Consider the following 22,270-nt stretch of genomic DNA (forward strand, 5'->3'; position numbering starts at 1 on the left):
GGATCACGCTCAAAAGGGGGGAGTTTAGCGACCAAGTGCGGGGTATGGCTCAAACACGCCAAGAGCAAAATTCACTGGCGTGCTGAGCGCTGCGAGCATCACAAACGCTACGAATCAAAATCTTATGGTAAGTTCTGCTTCACCAAATCGTAGATTGCAGGCTCAAGCTGAGGACGAGCATTCGCAAGCAACCAACGCTCAAATGCCCGCTCAGGGTCGGATAGATAGGTGATTGTGCTTGCCTGTCGAATGGTGATAGCCTCGTTGAACACCGTCACATTCAGGGGTTCGCCAGTGCCGCGCAACTCCAAGGACATTCCAGCAAAGCCAAGGCCCGGTGGTTCATCAAGCGTTGAAGGATTGAGCCTAGTTGCAGTTTGGATCACCTGCTGAATATGGGTGACAGCATCGGCATCAAGGAGCCATTGAGGATTCGGCATGCCCGAAAAAATTGCAATCTGACCACTACCAGCGGTAATTGCGCTTAAATCGCCAAAAGGGGTAGCAGTTGGAGAAATGGGGGTTTGTTCTGCACAACTTAATAAGAGCAGCATCAAACAGCAGCTAAATAGTAATCGCAAAACCATCATTCTTCCTCACGGCTAGGTTCATTGAGCAGAGCTTAGCACAAAAAATAAGCCAGCGATTAAAAAAACCGCTCGCAATAAACAATTGCGAGCGGTTCAAATTAGACGCTGAGGGCTTGTTTGTAAAAGCCACGCATGGTTGGTGGCAGCATCGAGGCAATTTGATGCATGGTTGTGTCCAAGGCGATTTGGCGGCCTTCGTGGCCTTTAATTTTGCGATCAACGACGATTGGCGCAGCATAACGCACAATCACGGTCGAACGTCGCCATGGCCAGCCCATGGTTTTGGTGCCAATCACAGCGGCTGGTACAATCGGTACATTTGCCAATTGCGCCATCGCAATAATGCCATGTTTGCCTTCAAGCAACTCACCAGAGCGCGAGCGTGTGCCTTCGGGCAAGATGATTAATGGTTGGCCTGATTGCAACACCGCTTTGCAACGCGCCAAGGCCTCGCGATCAGCCTCGCCACGACGCACGGGAATCCCGCCAACCGCGCTGGCAATACGCCCCAAAATCGGCAATTCAAACAACTCTTGCTTGCCGAGCGCACCAATCAGATGGCCAGGCGACCCCAACGATAAGGCCACAGGGTCCCAGTTGCTCACATGATTTGAGGCCAAAATGTAGCCCCCAGTTGTGGGCAAATGCTCTTGGCCTTCAACCACCAAGCGCGCCCGCATCCCCAACAGCACACGACAAATAAACCTAACAATGTGATAGACGAATGGCACCATGGCGCAAACCTTCTAGCAGCTATGGCAAAGCGCGAAGTCGTAGGTTATCAAAATAGACATCAGCACCATTATTGCCAGCCAATACAAAGCCATACGCTCCACCAGGGAACGCAGGCAAAATAACTTCTCCAAGATAGGTATCGTTCCAATAGAGATGGGTTACAGCGCCACGTTGGGCAATAACCAAGCGCCCAGGCCCCAAGCCCGCGCCCGAAGCCAGCAAATTGGTTTGACCAGCAAAACGCTGCTGAAAAGCCCACGTTCCATCGGATGCAATCAGAAAGCGATAGTAATTATTCCCATCAACAAAACCCATCATCAAGCCGCCGCTACCGCTCACCGCCTCAACATCGGCAGCCAAAACCACATTTTGGGCAGGCAAGGCTGGGCCAAACGACCAAACCGAGCCAACACCGGGAACCATGGTCATATGATAACGGCCATTGATAAACTCAAAATTCCAGTTGCCACCATTGCCAACAGGCCATGTCCCACCATCCAAATTATCGGTCACCAGCACTGGCCCACTCAGATCGTCGGGCAAGGCCGCAGGCGTGTTGCTTGGCACAGCGCTTGGCTCTGTGGTTGGGCTTGGCTCGCTGGTTGGTTCAATAGTTGGCTCAATCGTTGGTTCGATGCTCGGCTCGACAGTGGGTTCGATCGTCGCTGCAAGCGTTGGCTCAATGCTCGGCGTAACGATCACGCCTTCATCACTAGTCGCAGTGGGATTAATTGCCACGTCGCCTTCAACCGTGAGAGTTGGCAATTCGGCCACAATCGGCGCGGTTGCTGTGGCATTGAGGTTGTTGGCTCCGTTATTTGAACCACCAAAAAACCAGACAGCCCCAACCAAGGCCGCAACCCCAACACTGCCACCAATAATTGCCACAGCTTTTTTGTTGATTGGGCGCTTGGCTTTGGCTGGCTGATTGCGTTTTAAGGCAAATTCAGCCCGATAGAGCAAATCGGCGCTATCGCGATAAAACGGATCAGCATTTTGAATTTGGCGAAAAACATTCGCAGCACCAGCAAAATCATTGGCAGCCAACAAACCACGGCCATGCTCATACAACTGAGCCAAACGCTCAGGGTTGCTGGTTGGCTCAGGCGTTGCTGCTGCACTCGGGGTTGCACGCCGAACAGGCTTATCTTTTTGGGTCAAACTATAGGCTTCGGTAATCGCTGAAGCTCGTTTGCGGGCATACTCTTGTTCGTTGGCGCTCGCGCTGTTCCAACGATCAGGGTGATATTTGGCAATTTCTTGGCGATACGCCCGTTTGATTTCCTCTGGCGTGGCAGTTCGCGCCACTCCAAGCAGTTCATAGGAGTCAAGCTGTTCAAAATCGTACACGAGCACTATCCTCAGTTCGCTGGTGGTTCTCGGCGATTATACCACGCCGATCAAGATCATTGTGAAAATTTGGGCAATGAAGCTAAATCAGTGTTACAGTTTAAGCGCAATCGCCCAAACTCCCTCCGCACTAGCATAGCACATTCGGTGCCGATTAAGTAGGAACATATGCCAAAAATATTAATTAATCTTGACCATGTTACAAAATCGTTTCAAGAGGCTGGCCAAGAACGTTTAGTGCTGCGCGATATTAACGCCCAGATTCAGCAGGGCGAAGTTATTGCCTTGCTTGGGCGTTCTGGCTCGGGCAAATCAACCTTATTGAATATTTTAAGCGGAATTGATGCGCCAAGCTCTGGCAAGATTACGATCAATGAGATCGAGCTCGGCAAGCTTAACGAGCATCAACGCACGCTGTTTCGGCGGCAACACATTGGTTTTGTGTTTCAATTTTTCAATTTGATTCCAACCCTCAGCGTCGAGGAAAATGTGCTGCTGCCGCTTGAATTGGCCGGACGACTAACCGAAGCTCAACGCGAACGCGCCTATGAATTATTGCGCCGCGTACATCTCTTTGATCGTCGCCATGTCTACCCCGACAAGCTTTCTGGCGGCGAACAACAACGGATTGCGATTGCCCGCGCCTTGGCCCACGACCCGCTCTTGATTCTCGCCGATGAACCAACCGGCAATTTGGATGCCACAACCGGCGAAGAAGTGCTGAATTTGCTTGATGAAATGAGCCGTCAAGCTGGTAAAACCCTGTTGATGGTCACTCACTCGCTGGAAGTTGCCCGCCGCGCCGATCGGGTGTTGAGCATGGTCGATGGCCAGTTGGTTGAACATTCGTTGGCCGAGGTTGCGCTATGAAATTGCTCTATCGCAGTAGTTTGCGCTATTTACTGCGCCACCCCGCCCAAGTGTTGCTGGCAATTTTAGGTGTTGCGTTGGGCGTTGCGGTCGTCATCGCCATCGATTTGGCCAATGGTAGCGCCCAACGCGCCTTTATGCTTTCGACCGAGAGCGTCACCGGCAAAACCACCGATCAAATTCTGGCCGGACAAAATGGCTTGCCAAGCGATTTATACGCCAAATTGCGCACTGATCTGCGGCTGAAGGCCGTAGCGCCCGTGGTTGATCGCACGATTAGCCTGCCCAACCAACCTGGGCGCTCATTTCGCTTATTTGGGATTGATCCATTTGCTGAGATGCCATTTCGTCCGTATCTAGCAACTTTATTCAATAATCAAACCGATCTGCAAGCGCTCTTGACTGAGCCAAATACTGGTCTAATTTCGACCCAAACCGCCCAAACCTTGGCCTTGACCGTCGGCCAAACGCTCGAAACCCGCATCGACGGCCAACGCCGCAACATCACGATTATTGGCTTGATTACTGGCAATGATCAATTGAGCCAAGAAGCGCTGGCCGATTTGATTCTGGTCGATATTTCGACGGCGCAAGAATTGGTTGGTCAGCCCGATCGCATTAGCCGGATCGATTTGATTTTGCCTGAGGAACAGCGCACAGCAATTTTGGAGCAGATTAAGCCGTTGTTGCCTGCTGATGCGACCCTGAGCACGCCCGCCGCGCGCAGCGAAACCTTGCAGCAGATGACGCGGGCTTTTGAACTCAATTTACAAGCGCTGAGTTTATTGGCATTAATCGTTGGCGTTTTCCTGATTTACAACACCATGACCTTTTCGGTCGTGCAACGGCGTGGCTTGTTTGGCATTTTGCGCTCGTTGGGCGTAACGCGGCGCGAGCTATTTAACCAAATTTTGCTTGAGGCCGCCGCCATTGGCCTCATCGGCGCAGTGCTCGGCGTGTTGTTGGGAATTGTGCTTGGGCGTGGCTTGGTGCGCTTGGTCACTCAAACGATCAACGATCTCTATTTCAGCGTCAATGTACAAAATATTAGCATCGACCCAATGCAATTGCTCAAAGGCTTTGGGCTAGGCTTGGGCGCGACGTTAATTGCAGCCAGTATTCCAGCACTCGAAGCCATGTTCTCGCCGCCGCGCACCGTGCTGCGTCGCTCATCAATCGAAGAACGCATTAAGCAGATTGTGCCACGTTTGACTTTGGCAGGCTTGGGCTTAGCAGGCTTGGGAGTTGGCTTGCTGCAATTGCCATCGCGCAGCTTATTCCTCAGTTTTACAGCCATGTTTGGCATCATTATTGGCTGTGCCTTGTTTACGCCATTTGTAACTTTGCAGATGATGAAATTGCTGCAAATTCCCCTCAACCGCATGTTTGGCCTTCTTGGCAAGATGGCCGCCCGCGATGTGGTGGCTGCGCTCAGCCGCACTGGCGTGGCGATTGCCGCCTTGATGGTCGCAGTTTCGGTAACGGTTGGAGCTGGCACGATGATTGGCTCGTTTCGCACGACGGTTGTGCGCTGGCTAGATCAATCGTTACAAGCAGATGTCTTTGTTTCTGCGCCCAGCCTGAGTGCCAATCGCGCTGATACGCCGATTGATTTGGGCTTGGTTGAGCAAATTAGCCAATTGCCAAATATTGCCTCGCTGACGACATTGCTGAATTTGAGGGTGGAAAGCGAGCTTGGGCCGGTTCAATTAACCGTTGCCAATTATCAAGATCCTGAATTGAGCAAACGCGCCTTGAGCTTTATCACTGATCCTGAGCGGGCATGGCAAGGCTTTGCCGAACAAGGCCAAGTCTGGGTTTCCGAGCCATTTAGTTATCGTTATGGGCGTGGGCTTGGCGATAGCATTACCTTACAGACTCAGCGTGGCCCGCAGCAATTTACTATCGCCGGAGTCTATTACGATTACGCCTCGGATCAAGGCTATATTTCGATGAATCGGCGTGATTTTGCCAAATATTGGGATGTTGATACCGTGCATTCGATTACGATTTGGCTGGCTGAGAATGCAGAGAGTGCCACCACGATTGGTCAAATTCAGGCCTTGGCTGCGCCAATTCAAGATTTGAAAGTGCAATCGAACCAAGTTTTGCGCCAAAGCACCCTCGAAATTTTCGACCGAACCTTTGCAATTACCGCCGTTTTGCAGCTATTAGCCACAATTGTTGCCTTCATCGGCATTTTAAGTGCCTTAATGGCCTTACAATTAGAACGAAGCCGCGAACTTGGAGTTTTACGCGCCAATGGGATGACCCCGCGCCAATTGTGGTTGAGTGTGCTCAGCCAAACTGGTTTGATGGGGTTGACTGCTGGACTTTTGGCGTTGCCAGTTGGCTTAATTTTGGCAGTCGTCTTGGTCTATGTGATCAACAAACGATCATTTGGCTGGACAATGCAACTCATCCTTGATCCTCAGCTATTGCTGCAAGCCTTGCTTGTTGCAGTGGTTGCGGCGCTCTTGGCAGGGTTGTACCCAGCCTGGAAGATGGGCCGCACCTCGCCAGCCTTAGCCTTGCGAGAAGAATAGTCGTCGAGCATCATCATGCTCAAAAGGAGGCCAATGAGCACAGAAAGTATTTTTGTCATTGCAGGAAGTTTGGTGCTAATTAGCATCGTGGTCAGCACCGTTTCCGATCGCTGGGGTATTCCAGCCTTGGTGCTGTTTATGGGAATCGGCATGCTCGCTGGCTCTGATGGCCTTGGTGATATTTATTTTGATAATGTAAAAATTGCCCAAGTTGTCGGGATTGTGGCGCTGATTTATATTTTGTTCTCTGGCGGGCTTGAAACCCACTGGAATAGAATTAAGCCAATTATCGGGCCTGGTTTATTGCTGGCCAATATTGGGGTGATGATTAGCGCCAGTATGGTGGCGGCGGTTGCGGTTTGGCTCTTCGATCTGCCACCATTAGTCGGTTTGCTGCTGGGAGCGATTATCTCATCGACCGATGCTGCTGCTGTGTTTAATGTCTTGCGAACGCGTGGCGTGCGTCTGCCCGAGCCAGTTGAATCGTTGATTGAGCTTGAATCGGGCAGCAACGACCCAATCGCCGTGTTTTTGACGATCGGCTTGACCAGTTTCCTGACCAGTAGCGATCATTCGGTTGGCGCATTGGCGATTGAATTCGTAATGGAAATGGTCTTGGGAGTGATTATCGGCGGACTAGGCGGCTTTCTGATCACATGGTTGATCAATCGGCTACCCCTGCAAGATGGCCTCTACCCAGTCTTGACCTTGACCATGACGATTATGGTTTATGGCGCGGCAGTGTTGATCCATGGCAACGGCTTTTTGGCCGTCTATGTAGCAGGCTTGGTGGTCGGCAATCGGCCAATTATCCACCGCCGTAGCTTAATTCGCTTTCATGAAGGGATTGCATGGCTGATGCAAATTGCCATGTTCTTGACCTTAGGCCTGCTGGTGTTTCCGTCGCAACTGCCACCATTGATTGGCAGCGGCCTGTTATTGGCGCTGTTCTTGATGTTTGTGGCCCGCCCGCTCAGCGTGATTATTGCCTTGGGTTTCACACGTTTTAACATTCGCGAACGCTTGATGATTGCCTGGGCTGGCTTGCGCGGCGCAGTGCCGATTGTGTTGGCAACCTTCCCCTTAATTGCGGGAATACCCGAAGCAAACAAATTGTTCCACATTATTTTCTTTGTGGTGCTGGCTTCGGTTACGGTGCAAGGCATGAGCATTGGTTGGGTGGCTGATAAACTGAAACTGCACTCGCATGAGATTCAAATTAACAGCAAGCCCTTGGATTTCATTCCTGAGATTAGCCCTGAAAGTACCGTGTACGAGGTGGTTGTGCCTGATGATGCGCGCTTAGCTGGGCGCAACATTATGGAATTGCAACTGCCGCGCGGCGCGTTAGTGGTGTTGATACGGCGGGGGCGTGAAACGATTGTGCCCAGTGGTAATACGCGGGTTCAAGCCAACGACACAATTCTGATGTTGGCCGACCAGCAAGCCTTGGAAGTGATTAACCAACGCTTGAACATTGCCAAACAGGCTGGCTAAACCAACGACCCCTTGCTCAAATCACTTGGGCAAGGGGTTTGCTTGATTATTGTTCGATGACCGTAATGGCTTCAGCAGGCGTTTTTTCGCCATACATCACCATCATCATGCCCGGGAAATAGCGATTCATCAGATGGACTGATGGATAAATCGTGTTGCGAATCCAAATAAAGGTTAATGTTTCATCTTCAAAATCAAGGCTGCTCTTGAAGCGCACTTCGCCGTCGTTAAAATCCAGCTCGAAGTTGCCGATATGCAAGCCATAATTGGCCCGTACTAAGTATTCAGCCACTAACGAGCGTTTATCTTCAGGCACTTTCATCGGCGCATAGGCATAAATCAACAATTGTTCTTGTTCAAGTTTAATTTGGGCCAAGCAGCGAATATCGACATTTGCGCCTTGGTAGTGCATGCGATAGGCAGGCCGATCGTCGACGCGCTGCGGATACCAGCCATCTTCTTCGAGAAAAAGCCCTAAAGTGCTGAAACCTCGCCAGCCAGCGGCCTGTTCATGTTCAGGATCAAGTTCAGGAGCGTATTCTGGTTCTTCCATGAGCCACCTCGCATTGAGCATAACACACAGCGTCGCTGTGCTACACCGGTTTCGTTGCTATTATACCTGAGCAGGTTGTGCATGTCATTGGTCTTTATGCTGCTAGTATCGCACACGGCTGTGTCAACACGTGTCGCATTGATCCACGAAGGGCACGAAGAGCACGAAGGGAATGGAACCGCGAAGAGCGCGAAGGGCACGAAGGCTCCGTTTTTTAGCCACAGATTGGCACAGATTATTGGGATTATGGTCCTGCTCCCCCATAGCCAATAGCCTACAGCCAATAGCCACGAGGGTTAGTTATAATACTCAGCAACTGCAATAAGCCGCAAGGGAGACGTATTTTGAGCAATATTTCCGACTTCAATCAGACCCTAGAAGAACTCATCCAAATCTGCTACGATCCACCATTGTATCCAGATATACCCCCGTTAAAGCTTAATGCGCCAACCAGCTTCGGATTCAGATTTTCACCAGAGCCTGGGAGTGTAGCGGAAAACGAGGTTTATGCATGGCAAAGCGGGGCTTCGTTGCATGGCTGGGGTTGGATAGAATATGGCAATAGCATCGCCGAAGCTGCGCAGAATTTGCTCCATATGCTTCGTAATCCGCCGCCGATTGATTTGGATTAAAGGAGCAGCCACAATGACTGACATATTTCCTGCCTTGGATACCAGCATCGAACAGTTGATTCCCTATTTTGAGCAACGACCACGCCATTACAATCAACGGGCTGAATTTGGTTTTTCATTCACCCCCAAAATCTATCTTACCGCTGATCGTGGGCAGTGGGAGGCAAGCGCCAGCTTTGCAGGCCAGAAGTGGGCTTGTTATGGCAATTCAATCGAAGAAGTTGCCCACCAACTTGTTTGTTTGATTCAAGAGCATGGCGGATAAGCCCTGCTGCTTAAAGAATTAAACCGCGAAGATTGATCCACGAAGGGCACGAAGAGCACGAAGGGAATGGAACCGCGAAGGGCACGAAGGACACGAAGGCTCCTTTTTTAGCCACAAATTGGCACAGATTGATTCAGATTTGATTTTTTAGCCACGAATTGCACGAATTGCACGAATAAATGTTCGTTAGCCAAAAGCCTAGAGCCAATAGCCTATAGCCCTCATTCCTCTGCGTTAAAATACTAGGCTTTTTTTAGACTATTGGCTTTTGATTTTTGATTTCTGCCTTTTAACTTGATCCTGCGGCTAATTATTCGCGCCGTTTTCGCAGCCTTCTTTGATGACGGCAATTTCATCGGGCACTTCGACAGCCTCGACTGCACCGCTGATGAATGGATCGAAGAAGCCATGAATAATCGCTTTGGCGGCCTCAATTTCGTTGGCGCGTTGTACATCGCGGCGCAATTGGTTGCTCGCATACAGGCCAATGCTAAATTGACCAATCAATTGCTTGAGTTTGCCCAGCGCTTGGCGCTCAACCATGGTTTCTGCACACATATCGACATAGCGCACCAGCAAATCACGCTTATCGCTCGGCGTTGGCACAAACATCGCTTGACCAGCACGCAATTGGGCAATTTGGCGAAAAATCCATGGATTAGCCATGGCAGCCCGCCCAATCATCACCGCCGCAACTCCGGTTTGCTCCAACCGAGCCAAGGCTTCTGCTGGCGTGCGCACATCGCCCGAACCAATCACTGGAATCGAAACCGCCTGCACAACCTCAGCAACCCGTGACCAATCAGCATCGCCGCTGTAGCCTTGCACTTTGGTGCGCGGGTGCAGAGTAATCGCGGCACAGCCAGCATCCTCGGCAATTTTAGCCGTATCAATATAATTCAGCGTTTGCTCATCCCAACCAGCGCGAAATTTGAGCGTAAAGGGAATTTTGATTGCGGCATGAACTGCTTTGAGCATTTGCTGCATTTTGGGCAAATCTTTGAGCAAGGCCGAGCCATGGCCGCCGCCAGTAACTTTCGGCGAAGGACAACCACAATTTATGTCAATTACATCGGGGCCAAGCTCTTCGACAAAGCGCGCCGCAGTAGCCACCAAATCGGGGTCATTACCCGAAAGCTGAATTGAGATTGGCCGTTCTTCGGGCAGATAATCGAGCAAGCGATGGCGTTTCATAGCCTTGGGCGAAACGCTGGCAGCGTTGGTCATTTCGGAAACAACCAAGCCACAGCCACCCAACGACAAGACCAACCGCCGAAAAACCGAATCGGTCACGCCCGCCATTGGGGCGAGCACCATGTTTGGAAAAATGCGCATTGAGCCAAGTTGAAATGATTCGGGCAATACTTGAGTCAGAGTATCAGTCATAAGCTGCATCCATGTGATTTGGTTAATATGACAACAACGCCAGCATCAACTGACGCTGGCATTGAAAAAGCCGTTTTTTGTATTATACGCCTATTCGCTGGCCGCTGGATCAGCCAATTCGCGGATAACGCGACAGGGATTGCCCGCCGCAAATACATTGGCTGGAATATCTTTGGTTACTACGCTGCCAGCGCCAATTGTGGTGTTATCGCCAATTGTCACGCCTGGGCAGATAATTGAACCGCCGCCAATCCAAACATTCTTGCCAATCGTTACTGGAAAGCCCAATTCTGGGCCTTTAATGCGTTCGCTGGCCAGCAACGGGTGGCTGGCTGCATAAATTTGCACCGCCGGCCCACACATCGTATTGTCGCCAATCGTGATGTAGTTACAATCGAGAATCACGCAGTTGGCATTGAAATAAACATTATTGCCTAAGCGAATGTGTGCCCCGTAATCGCAGAAAAATGGTGGCTCAACCCAAACATGCTCGCCAATTTCGCCGAACCACTCCTTCAATAAGGCCCGTGATTGCTCAGGATTACTCGGCTCGATGGCGTGAAACTGGCGGCTTAAATGTCGACTGCGCAACGAGAGCGCTTGAAGCTCAGGATCAGCCGCAACATATAATTCGCCAGCCAGCATTTTCTCACGTTCAGTTTTGCTCATTATTTTACATCCTTAATAATTATAGTGCTTGAATACTAGCATACTGAAACGTTTTTGAAAATAATTCAGCCCTACGAATGATTAGGCCATTGCCAAAACGCTATCGAAGCCAATTCGTTTGCCAATTGCGCGGGCCAAGCTTGGGCTAAATGCGGCGCGCATGACTAACTGGCTCAAGCACACACCCAAGCGGGTGCGTGGCACAAAGGTCAGGGCAACGCGGCGAGCGCCAGCCTGTTTGCGCTCGACAAACGGGCGCATGCGTTGCTCGTAGGCCTGAAAAGCCGCTTGATGATCGGCAGTTTTGGCCAATTCCTCGGCGAGCACGTAGGCTCCGCCCATGGCTGTGGCTGCGCCTTGGCCCGAAATTAATGTTAAGCAATGAGCAGCATCGGCAACCAACGCCACTCGCCCTTGCGACCAGCGCGGCATGCGAATTTGGCTGATTACATCGCAATAAAAAGCACTTTCATGGTTAATTGAATCGATCAATTGGGGAATAATCCAGCCAGCATTGCGATATGCAGCTTGCAGCATTGATTTGCGTTGATCGGGCGCTGGCAAGCTGGTTTGCGGACTACGATAGGCCAACATCATTAAAAAACCACCCTGCCGATCGGGATAGATTGTTGCTTGGCGTTGTGGCTCAACCAGCATTGTGGCATTCGCGCCATAATCGGCCAACTTTGGAATTTTGAAGGTGGCAAAGGTATAGCCCAGCGGCTGGGCAAACTGGCTTTCAGGGCCAAACACTAGCTGGCGCGTTTGCGAATGAATGCCATCTGCACCGATCACCAAATCAAATTGCTGCCTGCTCCCATCGTTAAAACCCACGTCAACATACTCAGCATGCTGCTGCAAATCGACAATCGTGGTGGCATAGCGCACAGGAAGATCAGGCGGCAAGGCAGCGGCCAAAACTGCCTCCAATTCGGGGCGCATCAGGTGCAACATTGGGTGGGGCAAGGCTTCGCGCAAGGCCGCCAACGGCTGCTGCACCACAGTTTGGCCACGGCTATTTTTGATGATCATTGATTCGACTTGAATTTGGCGCTTTGCCAATTCAGCCAAAATGCCCATGCGCTGCGCCACATCCCAGCCGCTGCCGCTAAAATCGATACCATAGCCTTCGTCACGGCATTGCGCAGCTTGTTCGATAATAGTTGGGTGCTCGCCATGCTGCTTGAGCCAATAGCCCAGCGTTAAGCCAGCAATCCCGCCGCCAACAATCAATATGTGTCGTCCATGACGCTGCTGCATAATCCAATCCTTATCAAAATAACCGACTGACTAGTTAGTATGTTATCGAGTATAAACTGGTTTTGGGTGCTGTCAAGCGCTTAATTCAGTTTTTAACAAAAGTTGATGGTGGTTTTTACTAGCTGATTAGGCGATAATGAGCCGAGCTTTCCCTGAATAATCGAGGTTATAAGGAGTTTGGTTGATTCACGGCTCATTGCTGGCAGACTTTTAGCAGTGGCAATGGGTCGTTGGCGGAGTTATTTTGGCTGTCACAGCAACAAGCTCGCTAGCCTAAATCCTTGGCAATGCGCTGCTGGAGGGCATCCATGCCTAATTGGCCATAGATTTGATAAGCTTGCAGAAATGCGCGGCGGGCATGATCGAACTGTTGCTGGCGTTGCCAATCTTCGGCCAAAGCCACTTGAATTGCGGCAACTTCTGCCTGCGAACCACTGCTTTCGGCCATGTGCAAGGCTTGTTCAAAGCAGGCTTGGGCGGTCGTAGGCAGGTTTGGGGGCAAAAGGATTGGTTCATTCAATTGGCTGAGCGCGCTGCCCAAAACCCGCAAGGCGGCGCATAATTCGAGGCTTTGCTGGCGCTCGCGCGCAGCATGATGCGCTTGGAGAATATGCCGAATCGCCTCATCAGGATAGCCCAAACCAAGCGCAGCCTCGGCCCGAAAACGATGGGTTTCGGCAATGCCATACCATGTGGTTGCCCGTGCTAAATCAAAGGCTTCGTTTAAGGTTGCAATCGCGGTTTCATAGGTGCCAAGCCCAACCAGCGCCCCGCCCAAATTGCTCAAATACATGATTAAAGATTCGGGATTACGCAACTCGCGGCCAATCGCCAAAGCTTGTTGATATAACTCGACTGCGTGTTGGAAATCGCCACGATGGCGGGCAGCCTCGCCCATAACATTCAACATGCGGCCTTCAGCTTCGCGCTGGCCAAGCTGGCGGTGCAAGGCCAAACCTTCTTCAAACAACACTTCGGCGCTGCTAAATTGGCCCTGCAACACATTCATATAGCCATGGGTTTTGAGCGCCAAGGCCAAGCTATGCAGATCGCCAGCATTACGGGCAATTGTGACTGCCGATCCGCTGGTTTGCCAAGCCTCGTGGAGTTGGCCTTGAAAGCTGGCAATCCAGCTCATACGCTGGAGAATGTTGCAATGAGCACGCTGATCGTTGGCTTGTTTGGCATATTGCAAGGCCGCTTGAATGCTTTGCATAGCAGTATCATGCAAACCTTGGCTACTTTGCACATCGGCAATTTCATACCAAACTCGGGCCAACGCAGCCAATTGGTTTTGGGGTTGGGCATGGCTTAATAAGCGCTGGTAGATTGCTTCGGCATCGTTCCAACGCCCAATTTGCCTATAAATTTCGCCCATCGCAAAGAAAATATCCAAGCTTTCGTGGGGTTCGAGCAAGGGCAAGCAGCGCTCGTAGTAGCTCAACGCCACATCGGTGGCATAACGGGCCGCCGCAGCATCACCAGCCTTGCGAAAGTAGTTGCGCTGTTTATCGAGATTGTTGCTCATGCCATAATGATGGGCCAACAAATCGGCTGCGCCTTCGACTCCATAGGTTTCGACCAAATAATCGCCAACCTGCTCGTGGAGTGCGGCGCGCGTTGCCAACGGCAGGCTTTGGTAGGCAACTTCTTGGGTTACCACATGTTTAAACAGGTATTCAAGCTCTGGTTCAGCCCGATCAAGCGGCGTAAGATCCATGCGGCTCAGCGTGTTGAGTTGCTGTTTCACTTGCTCGGCACTGCCAAGTTGGGGATATGCGCCCCACAGCCAATTGGCCTTGAACAAACGCCCAATCACGCTTGCCACTTTGAGCGTATGTTTGGTCGTCTCCTCAAGCTGATCCATGCGGCTGATAATCAGGCGGTGCAAGCTATCGGGCAAATCGAGCTGGGCCATGGCTTTGGGGTCGCTCAAATTGGGCTGACGTTCAACCACCAAGTTGATCAATTCTTCAATATAAAATGGGTTGCCTTGGGCACGTTCGGTCAATTTGCCAACCAATTGCTCGGAAGGCACGTGGCGATTGCCCAAAAGTTGTTTGATTTTCAGCCGCACCAATTCGGCAGTTTCGTCGAAGGTAAATTCTTGCAGTTCAATTTCGGTCCAATGGTCAAGCTGGCGTAACTCGTGCCACATGGTTTGATCACGCTCGGCTGATGGACGATAGGCCAGCACAATCAGCACTGGCACATCGCGAATGGCCTTGGTAATCCGAGCCAATAAATCATTCGAGAGCGAATCGATCCAATGACAATCTTCGAGCACCAGCAAAAGTGGCGTTTCGTTGGCTCGATAGCGCAAACAATCCACCAGCAACGATTCAAGCAACATTTTGCGCGACTTAATATCCAGCAATTTGGTCAATGATTGATCAGGAATTGGCAAGCGCAGTGCACTCGCCAGCAGCGGCATCCAATCGAGCAAATCTTGATCGATTAATGCTAATTGCGCCCGCAACTGCAACATCTGCAAATCAAGCGGCCACTCAGGGTCGACGTTGAAAAACGAGCGCCACAAATTATGCCAAAGCAAATAGCTAATTGTTGTGCCATACGAAAGGCATTCGCCGCTATAAACCGCCACCCGTTGCGCCCGGGCAATCCGCCGAATTTCGGCTACGAGCCGCGATTTGCCCATGCCAGCCTCGCCAGTGATGCCCAAAACCTGGCCTTGGCCTTGCTTGATTTTGCTCAGCAATTCGCCAACAAACTGTAATTCTTGGCTACGGCCAACCATTGGTAAGGCATAGGTTGGCTCTTGGCCGCGAATTGCGGTTTGGCGCAAATCGGTTAATTCGTGGAGTTCGACCAATTCGCTGCGACCTTTGACCCGCACTGCTGGCAATGGCGCGGTTAGAAAAGTGGAGCTAAGCATAGCTTGGGTGGCTTCGGTAAGTAAAATTTGGCCTTGGCTTGCTTGCTGCATCAAACGGGCTGCCAAATTAACCGTATCGCCAATGACCGTGTATTCTTGGCGACGCTCCGAGCCAATCAAGCCACAAAACACAAAGCCTGTGTTGATGCCGATTCTGGCCTCGAATTCAGGCAATGCGCGCAGTTCTAGAGCACAATGCGCAGCCCGATCGCTATCGTTTTCGTGGGCAACCGGCGCACCAAACAAGACCAAAAAGCGACTGCCTTTATCGCCAACTTCAACTTTATTCAGATAGCCAGCATAGCGCTCGACGATGCGCAACACCTCGCGAAAGTAGTGGTTGAGACGCTCGGCAGCAAACGGATCACGATCATAATCGGGGGCATCGAAATTAACAAACAACAAGCTAACCGAGCGCCGTTCGTTGATAAACGCTGTGCGACCTTCACGCACTTGTTGGGCAATTGTGGGGTGAAGATAGGCATCAAATTGAGCAGGCGGATGCGGTGTAATTGGTTCGGGCCAACGAATTGGCTGCGCGCGCACCGCCTGTTCTAGCCTAAGCACGCGGCTAAAGCGCTGATTAATTGGCTCGACGGTGAATAAATTACAATCTAGTGAGTCGCAATCGACCACCACATCGCCAGAGCGGGCCTGATTTTCGGCCTCGGCGGAGCGCAACAAGGCCGAGCCACCAACCACCGAAACACAGCGCTTGCTGGGATCGCCGACCGTGGTATAGAGCACATGGCCAGCGCCAATGCCAATTTTGAGGGTTAAACGCCAGCTGGTTGCTTGAATCTCAATTGCACCCAATTGCTGCATTAAATGTTGCATTTCGAGTGCACAGCGCACAACGCGGGCGGCTACGCGCTGTGCACGCTGGGGTTGGTTGATCGGAAACAAGGCAGTAATTGCATCGCCGCCAAAATTGCTAATCATGCCCCCAAAGCGCTCAATCACATCGATCAGTGGCGCAAAACAACGATTTAACCAACGGGTCAGAGTTTCAGTGCCATGCTGATCATGGTGGCCAAGCGCTTCGCTCAGCGGCGTAAAGCCAGCAATATCAGCAAAAAGCACGACTGCTTGCCCATGTTTGGTAGTTTGGGTGGCAGCGGAGGCACGTTGGTCGAGCAATCGGGGAACAATATACGGCGGCAAATAAGCAAACCAGCGTGCTTGCATAGAGCAACTCCTACGCCCAGTTAAATCATCGCGCTTATTACGCTCGCTGCTAGTATAGCCCGTACTATAGTCCTATGCAAATCCCCTGACCATGGTTTAGACCTGTGCAATCAAACTTGGGTCATCGTTGCTAGGCGAGTTGAGCCTGGTTGAAACAGGATAGACGCTCATTTTTTCGCCAGCGAATGGCGTGAGCAGTGGCAGCAAATCAGCAACATCGATCTCAGGATTGAGCCAATCGCGCTCGGTTTCGGGCGCAAGAATAACCGGCATGCGGTTGTGCACTGCGGCAGCCATGGCATTGGCCGAGGTGGTAATCACGCTAAATGTTGCCAAAGGCGTTTCGCCGCCATGCCATTCTTCCCACAAACCGGCCATGGCAAATGGTTGGCCATCGTCGAGCACAAAGCGCATTGGTTGTTTGCCCTTCGCGGTTGCCTGCCATTCATAATAGCCATCGGCGAGCACTAAGCAACGCCGTTTGCGCAATGGCTCGCGAAAGCTGGGCTTTTCGAGCAAGGTTTCGGCGCGGGCATTAATCATTTTATTGCCAATACTGGGATCTTTGGCCCAATGTGGCACTAAGCCCCAACGCAACCATTGCACGCTCAGCGGATCGCGGTTGAGGATAACAGGCAAATTCTGGCTTGGCGCTGCATTATAATGCGCTTGCCAATCGCCCGCCACTTGCACCCCAAAACGCATTGCAACCTGTTGACCATCGGCAGTGATCGAATAGCGTCCACACATTGGTTTTACTCCTTGGTAATCACCCAAAAGCTACTATCGGTTACCCAAGCTTAACTATACCGTTAAAAATTCTAAAAGTAAACACACATGTTCGCTTTTAAAGCAATAAAAAGCTTTATGCTACAATAGTCGCTTGCAAGCCCATGCGTGGAGGGCTGCACTTAACCCTATCTGCGAACAATGGGAGTTCTCAACGTGAAAAGCATCACGGTGGCCTTACCCGCCTATAACGAAGCTGAAAACATTCCAGCCATGGTTGAGGAAGTTGTCAATACCCTCGAAAGCCTTGGCCGTACATATGAAGTGATTGTGGTTAACGATGGCAGCCGCGATAACACTGCGGCAGTTGTGCGTGAATTAGAAGCCCGCTATCCCCATGTACGCTTGGTCGATCATGAGGTCAACCAAGGTTATGGGGCAGCGGTTTGGACAGGCCTCACCAGCGCCAAAACCGATTTAGTCTTTTTTACCGATGCTGATCGCCAATTTGACCTTGGCGAGTTGCCCAAATTGTTGGCCAAAATTGATCAAGCAGATTTGGTGGTTGGCTATCGCTCGCCACGGCGCGACCCACTGATGCGGCGCTTAAATGGCTGGGGCTGGAGCCGTTTAGTCACGTTGTTGTTTGGCTACACCGCCCGCGATATTGATTGTGCCTTTAAATTGATGCAACGCCATGTGGTCGATACGCTCAAAGATCAAGTACAATCACGCGGCGCAACATTTAGCGCCGAGTTTCTGGTGCGCGCTAAACGAGCAGGCTTTCGCTTTGAAGAAGTGGCGATTAATGGCCATCGACCACGGGTAGCTGGCAACCCAACTGGCGCTAAACTTTCGGTTATTTTGCGCGCTTTCCGCGAATTGATTGCGGTGCGCAGCCAATTAGCCCAACAAGAACAAACTAAAACCAAACACATTTAAGCGCTAAACAGCAAACCCCCGCTTATTTTTTGCAATGAGCGGGGGTTTTTGCGTTACGCCAAAGCTTACAGTGCCTCAAGCACAGTTAGCATGCGATCGATCTCAGCGCGAGTGTTGTAGTGGGCCAAGCCAACCCGCACCATGCCACCTTGATCAAGCAACTTCAAGCGTTCAACAGCACGCAAGGCATAATAATGACCGTCCCAAACACAAATGCCTTCGTTGCCGAGCGTTTGGGCAATCGCCTGCGGCGTAAACCCAGCCAGGCGAAAAGCCACAGTTGGCACGCGCAAATGGCCACGTTCTGGTTGCACAATCCCATACAATTGCACCCCTTTGAGGGTTTGCAGGCCTTGAATCAGATATTGCCCAAGGCTCTGTTCAGCTTCAGCAATTGCATACATTGCCGCCAGCAACACCGCCCGTTGGCCAAAAATATCGCCCAATTGGGTATCGTAGCGCTCCATATAGCCCACGCCCAAGCCACCAAGGTATTCCAGCGCGCCATTAATACCTGCTTGGCCTTCGAAATTCTGGGTGCCAGTTTCCCAACGACTGGGAAGTATTTCGGGCGCTGGCCGCACTTTATAGGCAAAAAGGCGCTCCAAGTGTTCGCGTTTGGCCCAGAGTACGCCAACATGCGGGCCAAAAAATTTATAGGCCGAACATGCCACAAAATCAGCATCCAAGGCTTTAACATCGCATGGAAGATGTGGCACACTTTGCACAGCATCGACAAAGCATAACGCGCCAACCGCATGAGCTTGCTGCACAATGGTTTGCACATCGTTGATTGTGCCAAAAGCATTCGAAGCCCAGCCGACTGCTACCAATTTGGTGCGCGGCGAGAGATAGCGCTCGAAATCGCTCATCAGCAACGTACAATCATCAGGGTTAAAATCAACAAAATGCACGGTTACGCCACGCTCTTCAGCGGCCAACAGCCAGGGCGTAACATTGGCATCGTGGTCGAGCGTGGTCAGAATAATTTCATCGCCAGCCTGCCATTCGCGAGCTAACGAACGGCTCAGCGCAAAGGTCAGCGATGTCATGTTGGCCCCGAGCACAATCTCATCAGGCTCACCACCGAGCAAGGCCGCTAGCCCAGCGTGACATTCATCAATGACGGCATCAGTGCGCTGGCTGGTCAGAAACGCGCCATGGGTATTGGCAACTGAGCGCCGCAAATAATCGGTCATCTGACCAATAACCTGTTGCGGCACTTGAGTTCCACCAGGATTATCAAAAAAAACTAAGGGTTTCCCCGCGTGAGTTTGGCTTAATGAAGGAAAGTGACTGCGAAATGGAGCGAGATCGACCGTCATGGCAACTCCTTGGAACTAGACTAGGCTGGTTGGACGCTTCCTAGTTGGTACAATAAACCTATGATACAAGATCTAGATAATGCTGATTTATCAGCACAAGCTTTCAGTATTTCACCCCGTTTAATCCTCATTTTAGGCCTTAAAATGCCTAATCGAGACTTGCAAAAAGCCCTCATTATCGGTATACTCAGGAGGGATTCTCATTTTAAATTAATCCATAAGGAGGAGGTATGCTCCCACGTTCGACCGTGCGGCGCAGCATGGGTTTAATCATCGTCATGATGCTTTTAACTCTGATTGTTGCCCGACCTCACGCCTCTAATGCTGCCGATCCGCCAACCTACTATCCTGAAACCGGTCACTATCTTAGTGGTGGTTTCCGCGATTACTGGGCTGCCAATGGTGGCTTGCAAATTTTTGGTTACCCAATTACTGAAGAATATCGCGATGCACGCGGCAAAACCATTCAATGGTTTGAACGGGCACGCTTTGAAATAGCCAGTGATGGCTCGATTGAGTTGGGGCTTTTGGGCCGTGAAGCAACCGTTAATCGGGTGTTTCCGCAAATTCCACCACAGCCAAACGATGCAAACCATCGCTACTTCCCTGAAACCAGCCACATGATTATGTGGGGTTTTAAAACCATTTGGGAAACCAAAGGTGGTTTAGGCGTATTCGGCTACCCAATCAGCGAAGAAATGGATGAAATTCTTGCATCCGATAACAAATGGCATACGGTTCAATATTTTGAACGCGCGCGATTTGAGTTCTGGCCTGAGTATCCTGCTGGGCAACGGGTGGTTGTGAGCGATTTAGGTCGCCGCTTGGCACCACGTGAACTGACCGCACCATTGCCACCAGGTAGCCCGCCAGGGTCGCCACCACCAAGCAACCCAGGCAACAAAGATGCAACGGTCAACCCAAGCTCAGGCCCACAAGGCACAGTCTTTGTCTACAATGGCTTTGGCTTTATTCCAGGCGAAGAAGTTGCGCTCTGGGCAACCACTCCGAGTGGTCAAGTTATGCCAGCTAACGGCACGACCAATGCTGATGCTGATGGCTCATTAACGTCATCACAAATTTACTTTGGTAGCGATCGTAGCACCGATCTTGGCAAATGGGCGATTACTGCTCAAGGCTTAAGCAGCGGTCATGCGAGCGTTGGCTATTTTGAAGTTACCCCAGCACCAGAGCAACCACTACCAGCAGACTACAACGCGCGGGTTGATCCTCGCGAAGGTCGCCAAGATACGGTTTACAATTTCTATGCTTCAGGCTTTGTGCCAGGCGAATTAGTAGCTGTTGGTGTGTTAAACGAAAATAGTGATTTGGTAACTGAAGTCCTTGGGGTATATGCTGATGGCAATGGCTCAATCGATTATGCCAATGTTTACTTTGCACCCAACAATAATTTGCCACCAGGCATTTATGAAATCTATTCGACCAGCGAAAGTGGTCGCGAGGCCTATGCCTTCTTGCGCATGCGCAGCAATAGCGTAACCAGTTTATCAACCGCAAGCATGCGTGAAGCTGGAAAATCAGCGCTTAGCTTCAGCCGTGGCGATGGCCAAGCCAGCGAAGGCCCGCTTGATTTCTTCAAGAAGTAAGCGTTGGCTTGAGGCTTGATTAAAAGAGATGAGCAACTGCTCATCTCTTTTTTTGTCGCTACAGGCCCCAGGATGCTATAATGCTCCTACGGTTCGACCGTACAAATGCAGGGGCTTTTGAATCGAAAGGATCAATCAATGGCTCATCGGGTTACCTTGATTCGTGGTGACGGAACAGGACCAGAACTTGCCGAAGCAACACGCCGGGTCTTAGAAGCTACAGGCGTGGCTTTTGATTGGGATATTCAGGATGCAGGGGTCGATGTGATGGAGCAACTAGGCACTCCATTGCCCGATTCTGTGCTCGAATCAATTCGTTCAACCAAAGTAGCGTTAAAAGCGCCGATTACCACCCCCGTTGGCACTGGTTTTCGCTCAGTCAATGTGGCGATTCGCAAAGAACTCGACCTTTATGCCTGTGTGCGGCCATGCCGTTCCTACCCCGGCGTGCGCTCACGCTTCGAAAACATCGATTTGGTGGTTGTGCGCGAAAATACCGAAGATCTCTATGCAGGGATTGAGTTTGAGCGTGGCACGGAAGAAGTTGCCGAATTGCGCAATTGGTTGTTGCAAAAACGCCCAAATGCCTTGATCAAAGAGCCAGGCGGGATTTCGATTAAGCCAATGTCAGTGCCAGGCTCAGAGCGCATTGTGCGCTTTGCCTTCGACTATGCACGCAGCAACAATCGCAAAAAAGTGACCGCAGTCCACAAAGCCAATATTATGAAGTTCAGCGATGGGCTGTTCTTGGAAGTGGCCCGCGAAGTTGCCAAAGATTATCCTGATATCGAGTTCGACGATCGGATTGTCGATAATATGTGTATGCAGTTGGTGCAAAAGCCAGAACTTTACGATGTGCTGGTGTTGCCAAACCTGTATGGCGATATTTTGAGCGATTTGTGCGCTGGTATGGTTGGCGGTTTAGGCGTTGCGCCTGGCGGCAACATCGGCGAACATGGTGCGGTCTTTGAAGCCACCCACGGCTCAGCACCAAAATACAAAAACCTCAACAAAGTCAATCCAACGGCCTTGATTCTCTCTGGCGAGTTGATGTTGCGCCACTTGGGCGAAACTGAAGCCGCCGATCGGCTCAATGCTGCGGTAGCATCGATCATTGCCGAAGGTAAAGATGTTACCTACGACTTGAAAGATGATCGCAATGACCCAACCGCCGTTGGGACTGCCGAAATGGCCGATGCAATTATCGCAAAATTACAAGCCTAAGTGAGC

At 51.1% G+C, this 22,270-nt stretch carries 18 protein-coding genes; 8 read left to right on the forward strand and 10 right to left on the reverse strand.

Annotated elements, in window-relative coordinates; genetic code table 11:
- Positions 1 to 122 precede the first annotated feature (122 nt).
- From ACFMKP_RS15075 to ACFMKP_RS15085, 3 genes are all read right to left on the reverse strand, one after another.
- A complete protein-coding gene (locus ACFMKP_RS15075) occupies positions 123 to 590 on the reverse strand; it encodes a hypothetical protein (RefSeq protein ID WP_382292774.1) in 468 nt (155 codons plus the stop codon).
- Between the two features lie 98 nt (positions 591 to 688).
- Entirely contained in the window at positions 689 to 1,324 is a 636-nt protein-coding gene (locus ACFMKP_RS15080; RefSeq protein ID WP_382292775.1) for a lysophospholipid acyltransferase family protein, read from the reverse strand.
- Between the two features lie 19 nt (positions 1,325 to 1,343).
- Positions 1,344 to 2,675: a DnaJ domain-containing protein gene (locus ACFMKP_RS15085; protein ID WP_382292776.1), complete on the reverse strand. Its 1,332-nt coding sequence runs from the start codon at positions 2,673 to 2,675 to the stop codon at positions 1,344 to 1,346.
- A 168-nt stretch (positions 2,676 to 2,843) separates the two neighbouring features.
- On the opposite strand from ACFMKP_RS15085, the gene ACFMKP_RS15090 reads away from it, so the two are divergent.
- From ACFMKP_RS15090 to ACFMKP_RS15100, 3 genes are read left to right on the forward strand one after another with little or no spacing between them, the layout of a single operon-like run.
- A complete protein-coding gene (locus ACFMKP_RS15090; RefSeq protein WP_382292777.1) occupies positions 2,844 to 3,545 on the forward strand; it encodes an ABC transporter ATP-binding protein in 702 nt (233 codons plus the stop codon).
- Positions 3,542 to 6,091 (forward strand): FtsX-like permease family protein, encoded by a 2,550-nt coding sequence (locus ACFMKP_RS15095; protein WP_382292778.1) that lies wholly within the window; start codon positions 3,542 to 3,544, stop codon positions 6,089 to 6,091. Before ACFMKP_RS15090 ends, ACFMKP_RS15095 begins: the two co-directional genes overlap by 4 nt.
- Before the next feature lie 33 nt (positions 6,092 to 6,124).
- Positions 6,125 to 7,588, forward strand: a complete 1,464-nt coding sequence (locus ACFMKP_RS15100; RefSeq protein WP_382292779.1) for a potassium/proton antiporter — start codon at positions 6,125 to 6,127, stop codon at positions 7,586 to 7,588.
- Positions 7,589 to 7,634: 46 nt separating this feature from the next.
- Here the strand turns inward: ACFMKP_RS15100 and ACFMKP_RS15105 are convergent, their stop codons facing one another.
- On the reverse strand, positions 7,635 to 8,141 hold the full coding sequence (locus tag ACFMKP_RS15105; protein WP_382292780.1) for a YbjN domain-containing protein: 507 nt from the start codon (positions 8,139 to 8,141) through the stop codon (positions 7,635 to 7,637).
- A gap of 344 nt (positions 8,142 to 8,485) precedes the next feature.
- Between ACFMKP_RS15105 and ACFMKP_RS15110 the strand changes: the two genes are divergently transcribed.
- Together ACFMKP_RS15110 and ACFMKP_RS15115 are read left to right on the forward strand one after the other, a co-directional pair.
- On the forward strand, positions 8,486 to 8,773 hold the full coding sequence (locus ACFMKP_RS15110; protein ID WP_382292781.1) for a hypothetical protein: 288 nt from the start codon (positions 8,486 to 8,488) through the stop codon (positions 8,771 to 8,773).
- Positions 8,774 to 8,786: 13 nt separating this feature from the next.
- A complete protein-coding gene (locus ACFMKP_RS15115) occupies positions 8,787 to 9,038 on the forward strand; it encodes a hypothetical protein (RefSeq protein ID WP_382292782.1) in 252 nt (83 codons plus the stop codon).
- A 306-nt stretch (positions 9,039 to 9,344) separates the two neighbouring features.
- Here ACFMKP_RS15115 and dusB read toward each other — a convergent pair whose 3' ends face one another.
- The 5 genes from dusB to ACFMKP_RS15140 form a co-directional block, all read right to left on the reverse strand.
- Positions 9,345 to 10,424: a tRNA dihydrouridine synthase DusB gene (dusB, locus tag ACFMKP_RS15120; protein ID WP_382292783.1), complete on the reverse strand. Its 1,080-nt coding sequence runs from the start codon at positions 10,422 to 10,424 to the stop codon at positions 9,345 to 9,347.
- 90 nt (positions 10,425 to 10,514) lie between these two features.
- Complete coding sequence (locus ACFMKP_RS15125) at positions 10,515 to 11,093, reverse strand: sugar O-acetyltransferase (RefSeq protein WP_382292784.1); 579 nt, start codon at positions 11,091 to 11,093, stop codon at positions 10,515 to 10,517.
- 81 nt (positions 11,094 to 11,174) lie between these two features.
- Entirely contained in the window at positions 11,175 to 12,353 is a 1,179-nt protein-coding gene (locus tag ACFMKP_RS15130; RefSeq protein WP_382292785.1) for an FAD-dependent monooxygenase, read from the reverse strand.
- Between the two features lie 268 nt (positions 12,354 to 12,621).
- Positions 12,622 to 16,437 carry an adenylate/guanylate cyclase domain-containing protein gene (locus ACFMKP_RS15135; RefSeq protein ID WP_382292786.1) on the reverse strand — a complete coding sequence of 1,272 codons (3,816 nt, stop codon included), beginning with the start codon at positions 16,435 to 16,437 and terminating at the stop codon, positions 12,622 to 12,624.
- A gap of 96 nt (positions 16,438 to 16,533) precedes the next feature.
- Positions 16,534 to 17,187: an SOS response-associated peptidase gene (locus tag ACFMKP_RS15140; RefSeq protein ID WP_382292787.1), complete on the reverse strand. Its 654-nt coding sequence runs from the start codon at positions 17,185 to 17,187 to the stop codon at positions 16,534 to 16,536.
- A 195-nt stretch (positions 17,188 to 17,382) separates the two neighbouring features.
- Here ACFMKP_RS15140 and ACFMKP_RS15145 point away from each other — a divergent pair, with 195 nt between their 5' ends.
- On the forward strand, positions 17,383 to 18,108 hold the full coding sequence (locus ACFMKP_RS15145; protein ID WP_382292788.1) for a glycosyltransferase family 2 protein: 726 nt from the start codon (positions 17,383 to 17,385) through the stop codon (positions 18,106 to 18,108).
- A 65-nt stretch (positions 18,109 to 18,173) separates the two neighbouring features.
- On the opposite strand, the gene ACFMKP_RS15150 is transcribed toward ACFMKP_RS15145, so the two are convergent.
- Positions 18,174 to 19,433 (reverse strand): cysteine desulfurase-like protein, encoded by a 1,260-nt coding sequence (locus ACFMKP_RS15150; protein ID WP_382292789.1) that lies wholly within the window; start codon positions 19,431 to 19,433, stop codon positions 18,174 to 18,176.
- Between the two features lie 230 nt (positions 19,434 to 19,663).
- Here ACFMKP_RS15150 and ACFMKP_RS15155 point away from each other — a divergent pair, with 230 nt between their 5' ends.
- Together ACFMKP_RS15155 and ACFMKP_RS15160 are read left to right on the forward strand one after the other, a co-directional pair.
- Positions 19,664 to 21,040, forward strand: coding sequence for a hypothetical protein (locus tag ACFMKP_RS15155; RefSeq protein ID WP_382292790.1), 1,377 nt, complete (start codon positions 19,664 to 19,666; stop codon positions 21,038 to 21,040).
- Positions 21,041 to 21,178: 138 nt separating this feature from the next.
- Positions 21,179 to 22,264: an isocitrate/isopropylmalate dehydrogenase family protein gene (locus ACFMKP_RS15160; RefSeq protein WP_204756030.1), complete on the forward strand. Its 1,086-nt coding sequence runs from the start codon at positions 21,179 to 21,181 to the stop codon at positions 22,262 to 22,264.
- Positions 22,265 to 22,270 lie beyond the last annotated feature (6 nt).

This window comes from Herpetosiphon sp. NSE202 (genome assembly GCF_042688385.1).
Classification (GTDB): Bacteria; Chloroflexota; Chloroflexia; order Chloroflexales; family Herpetosiphonaceae; genus Herpetosiphon.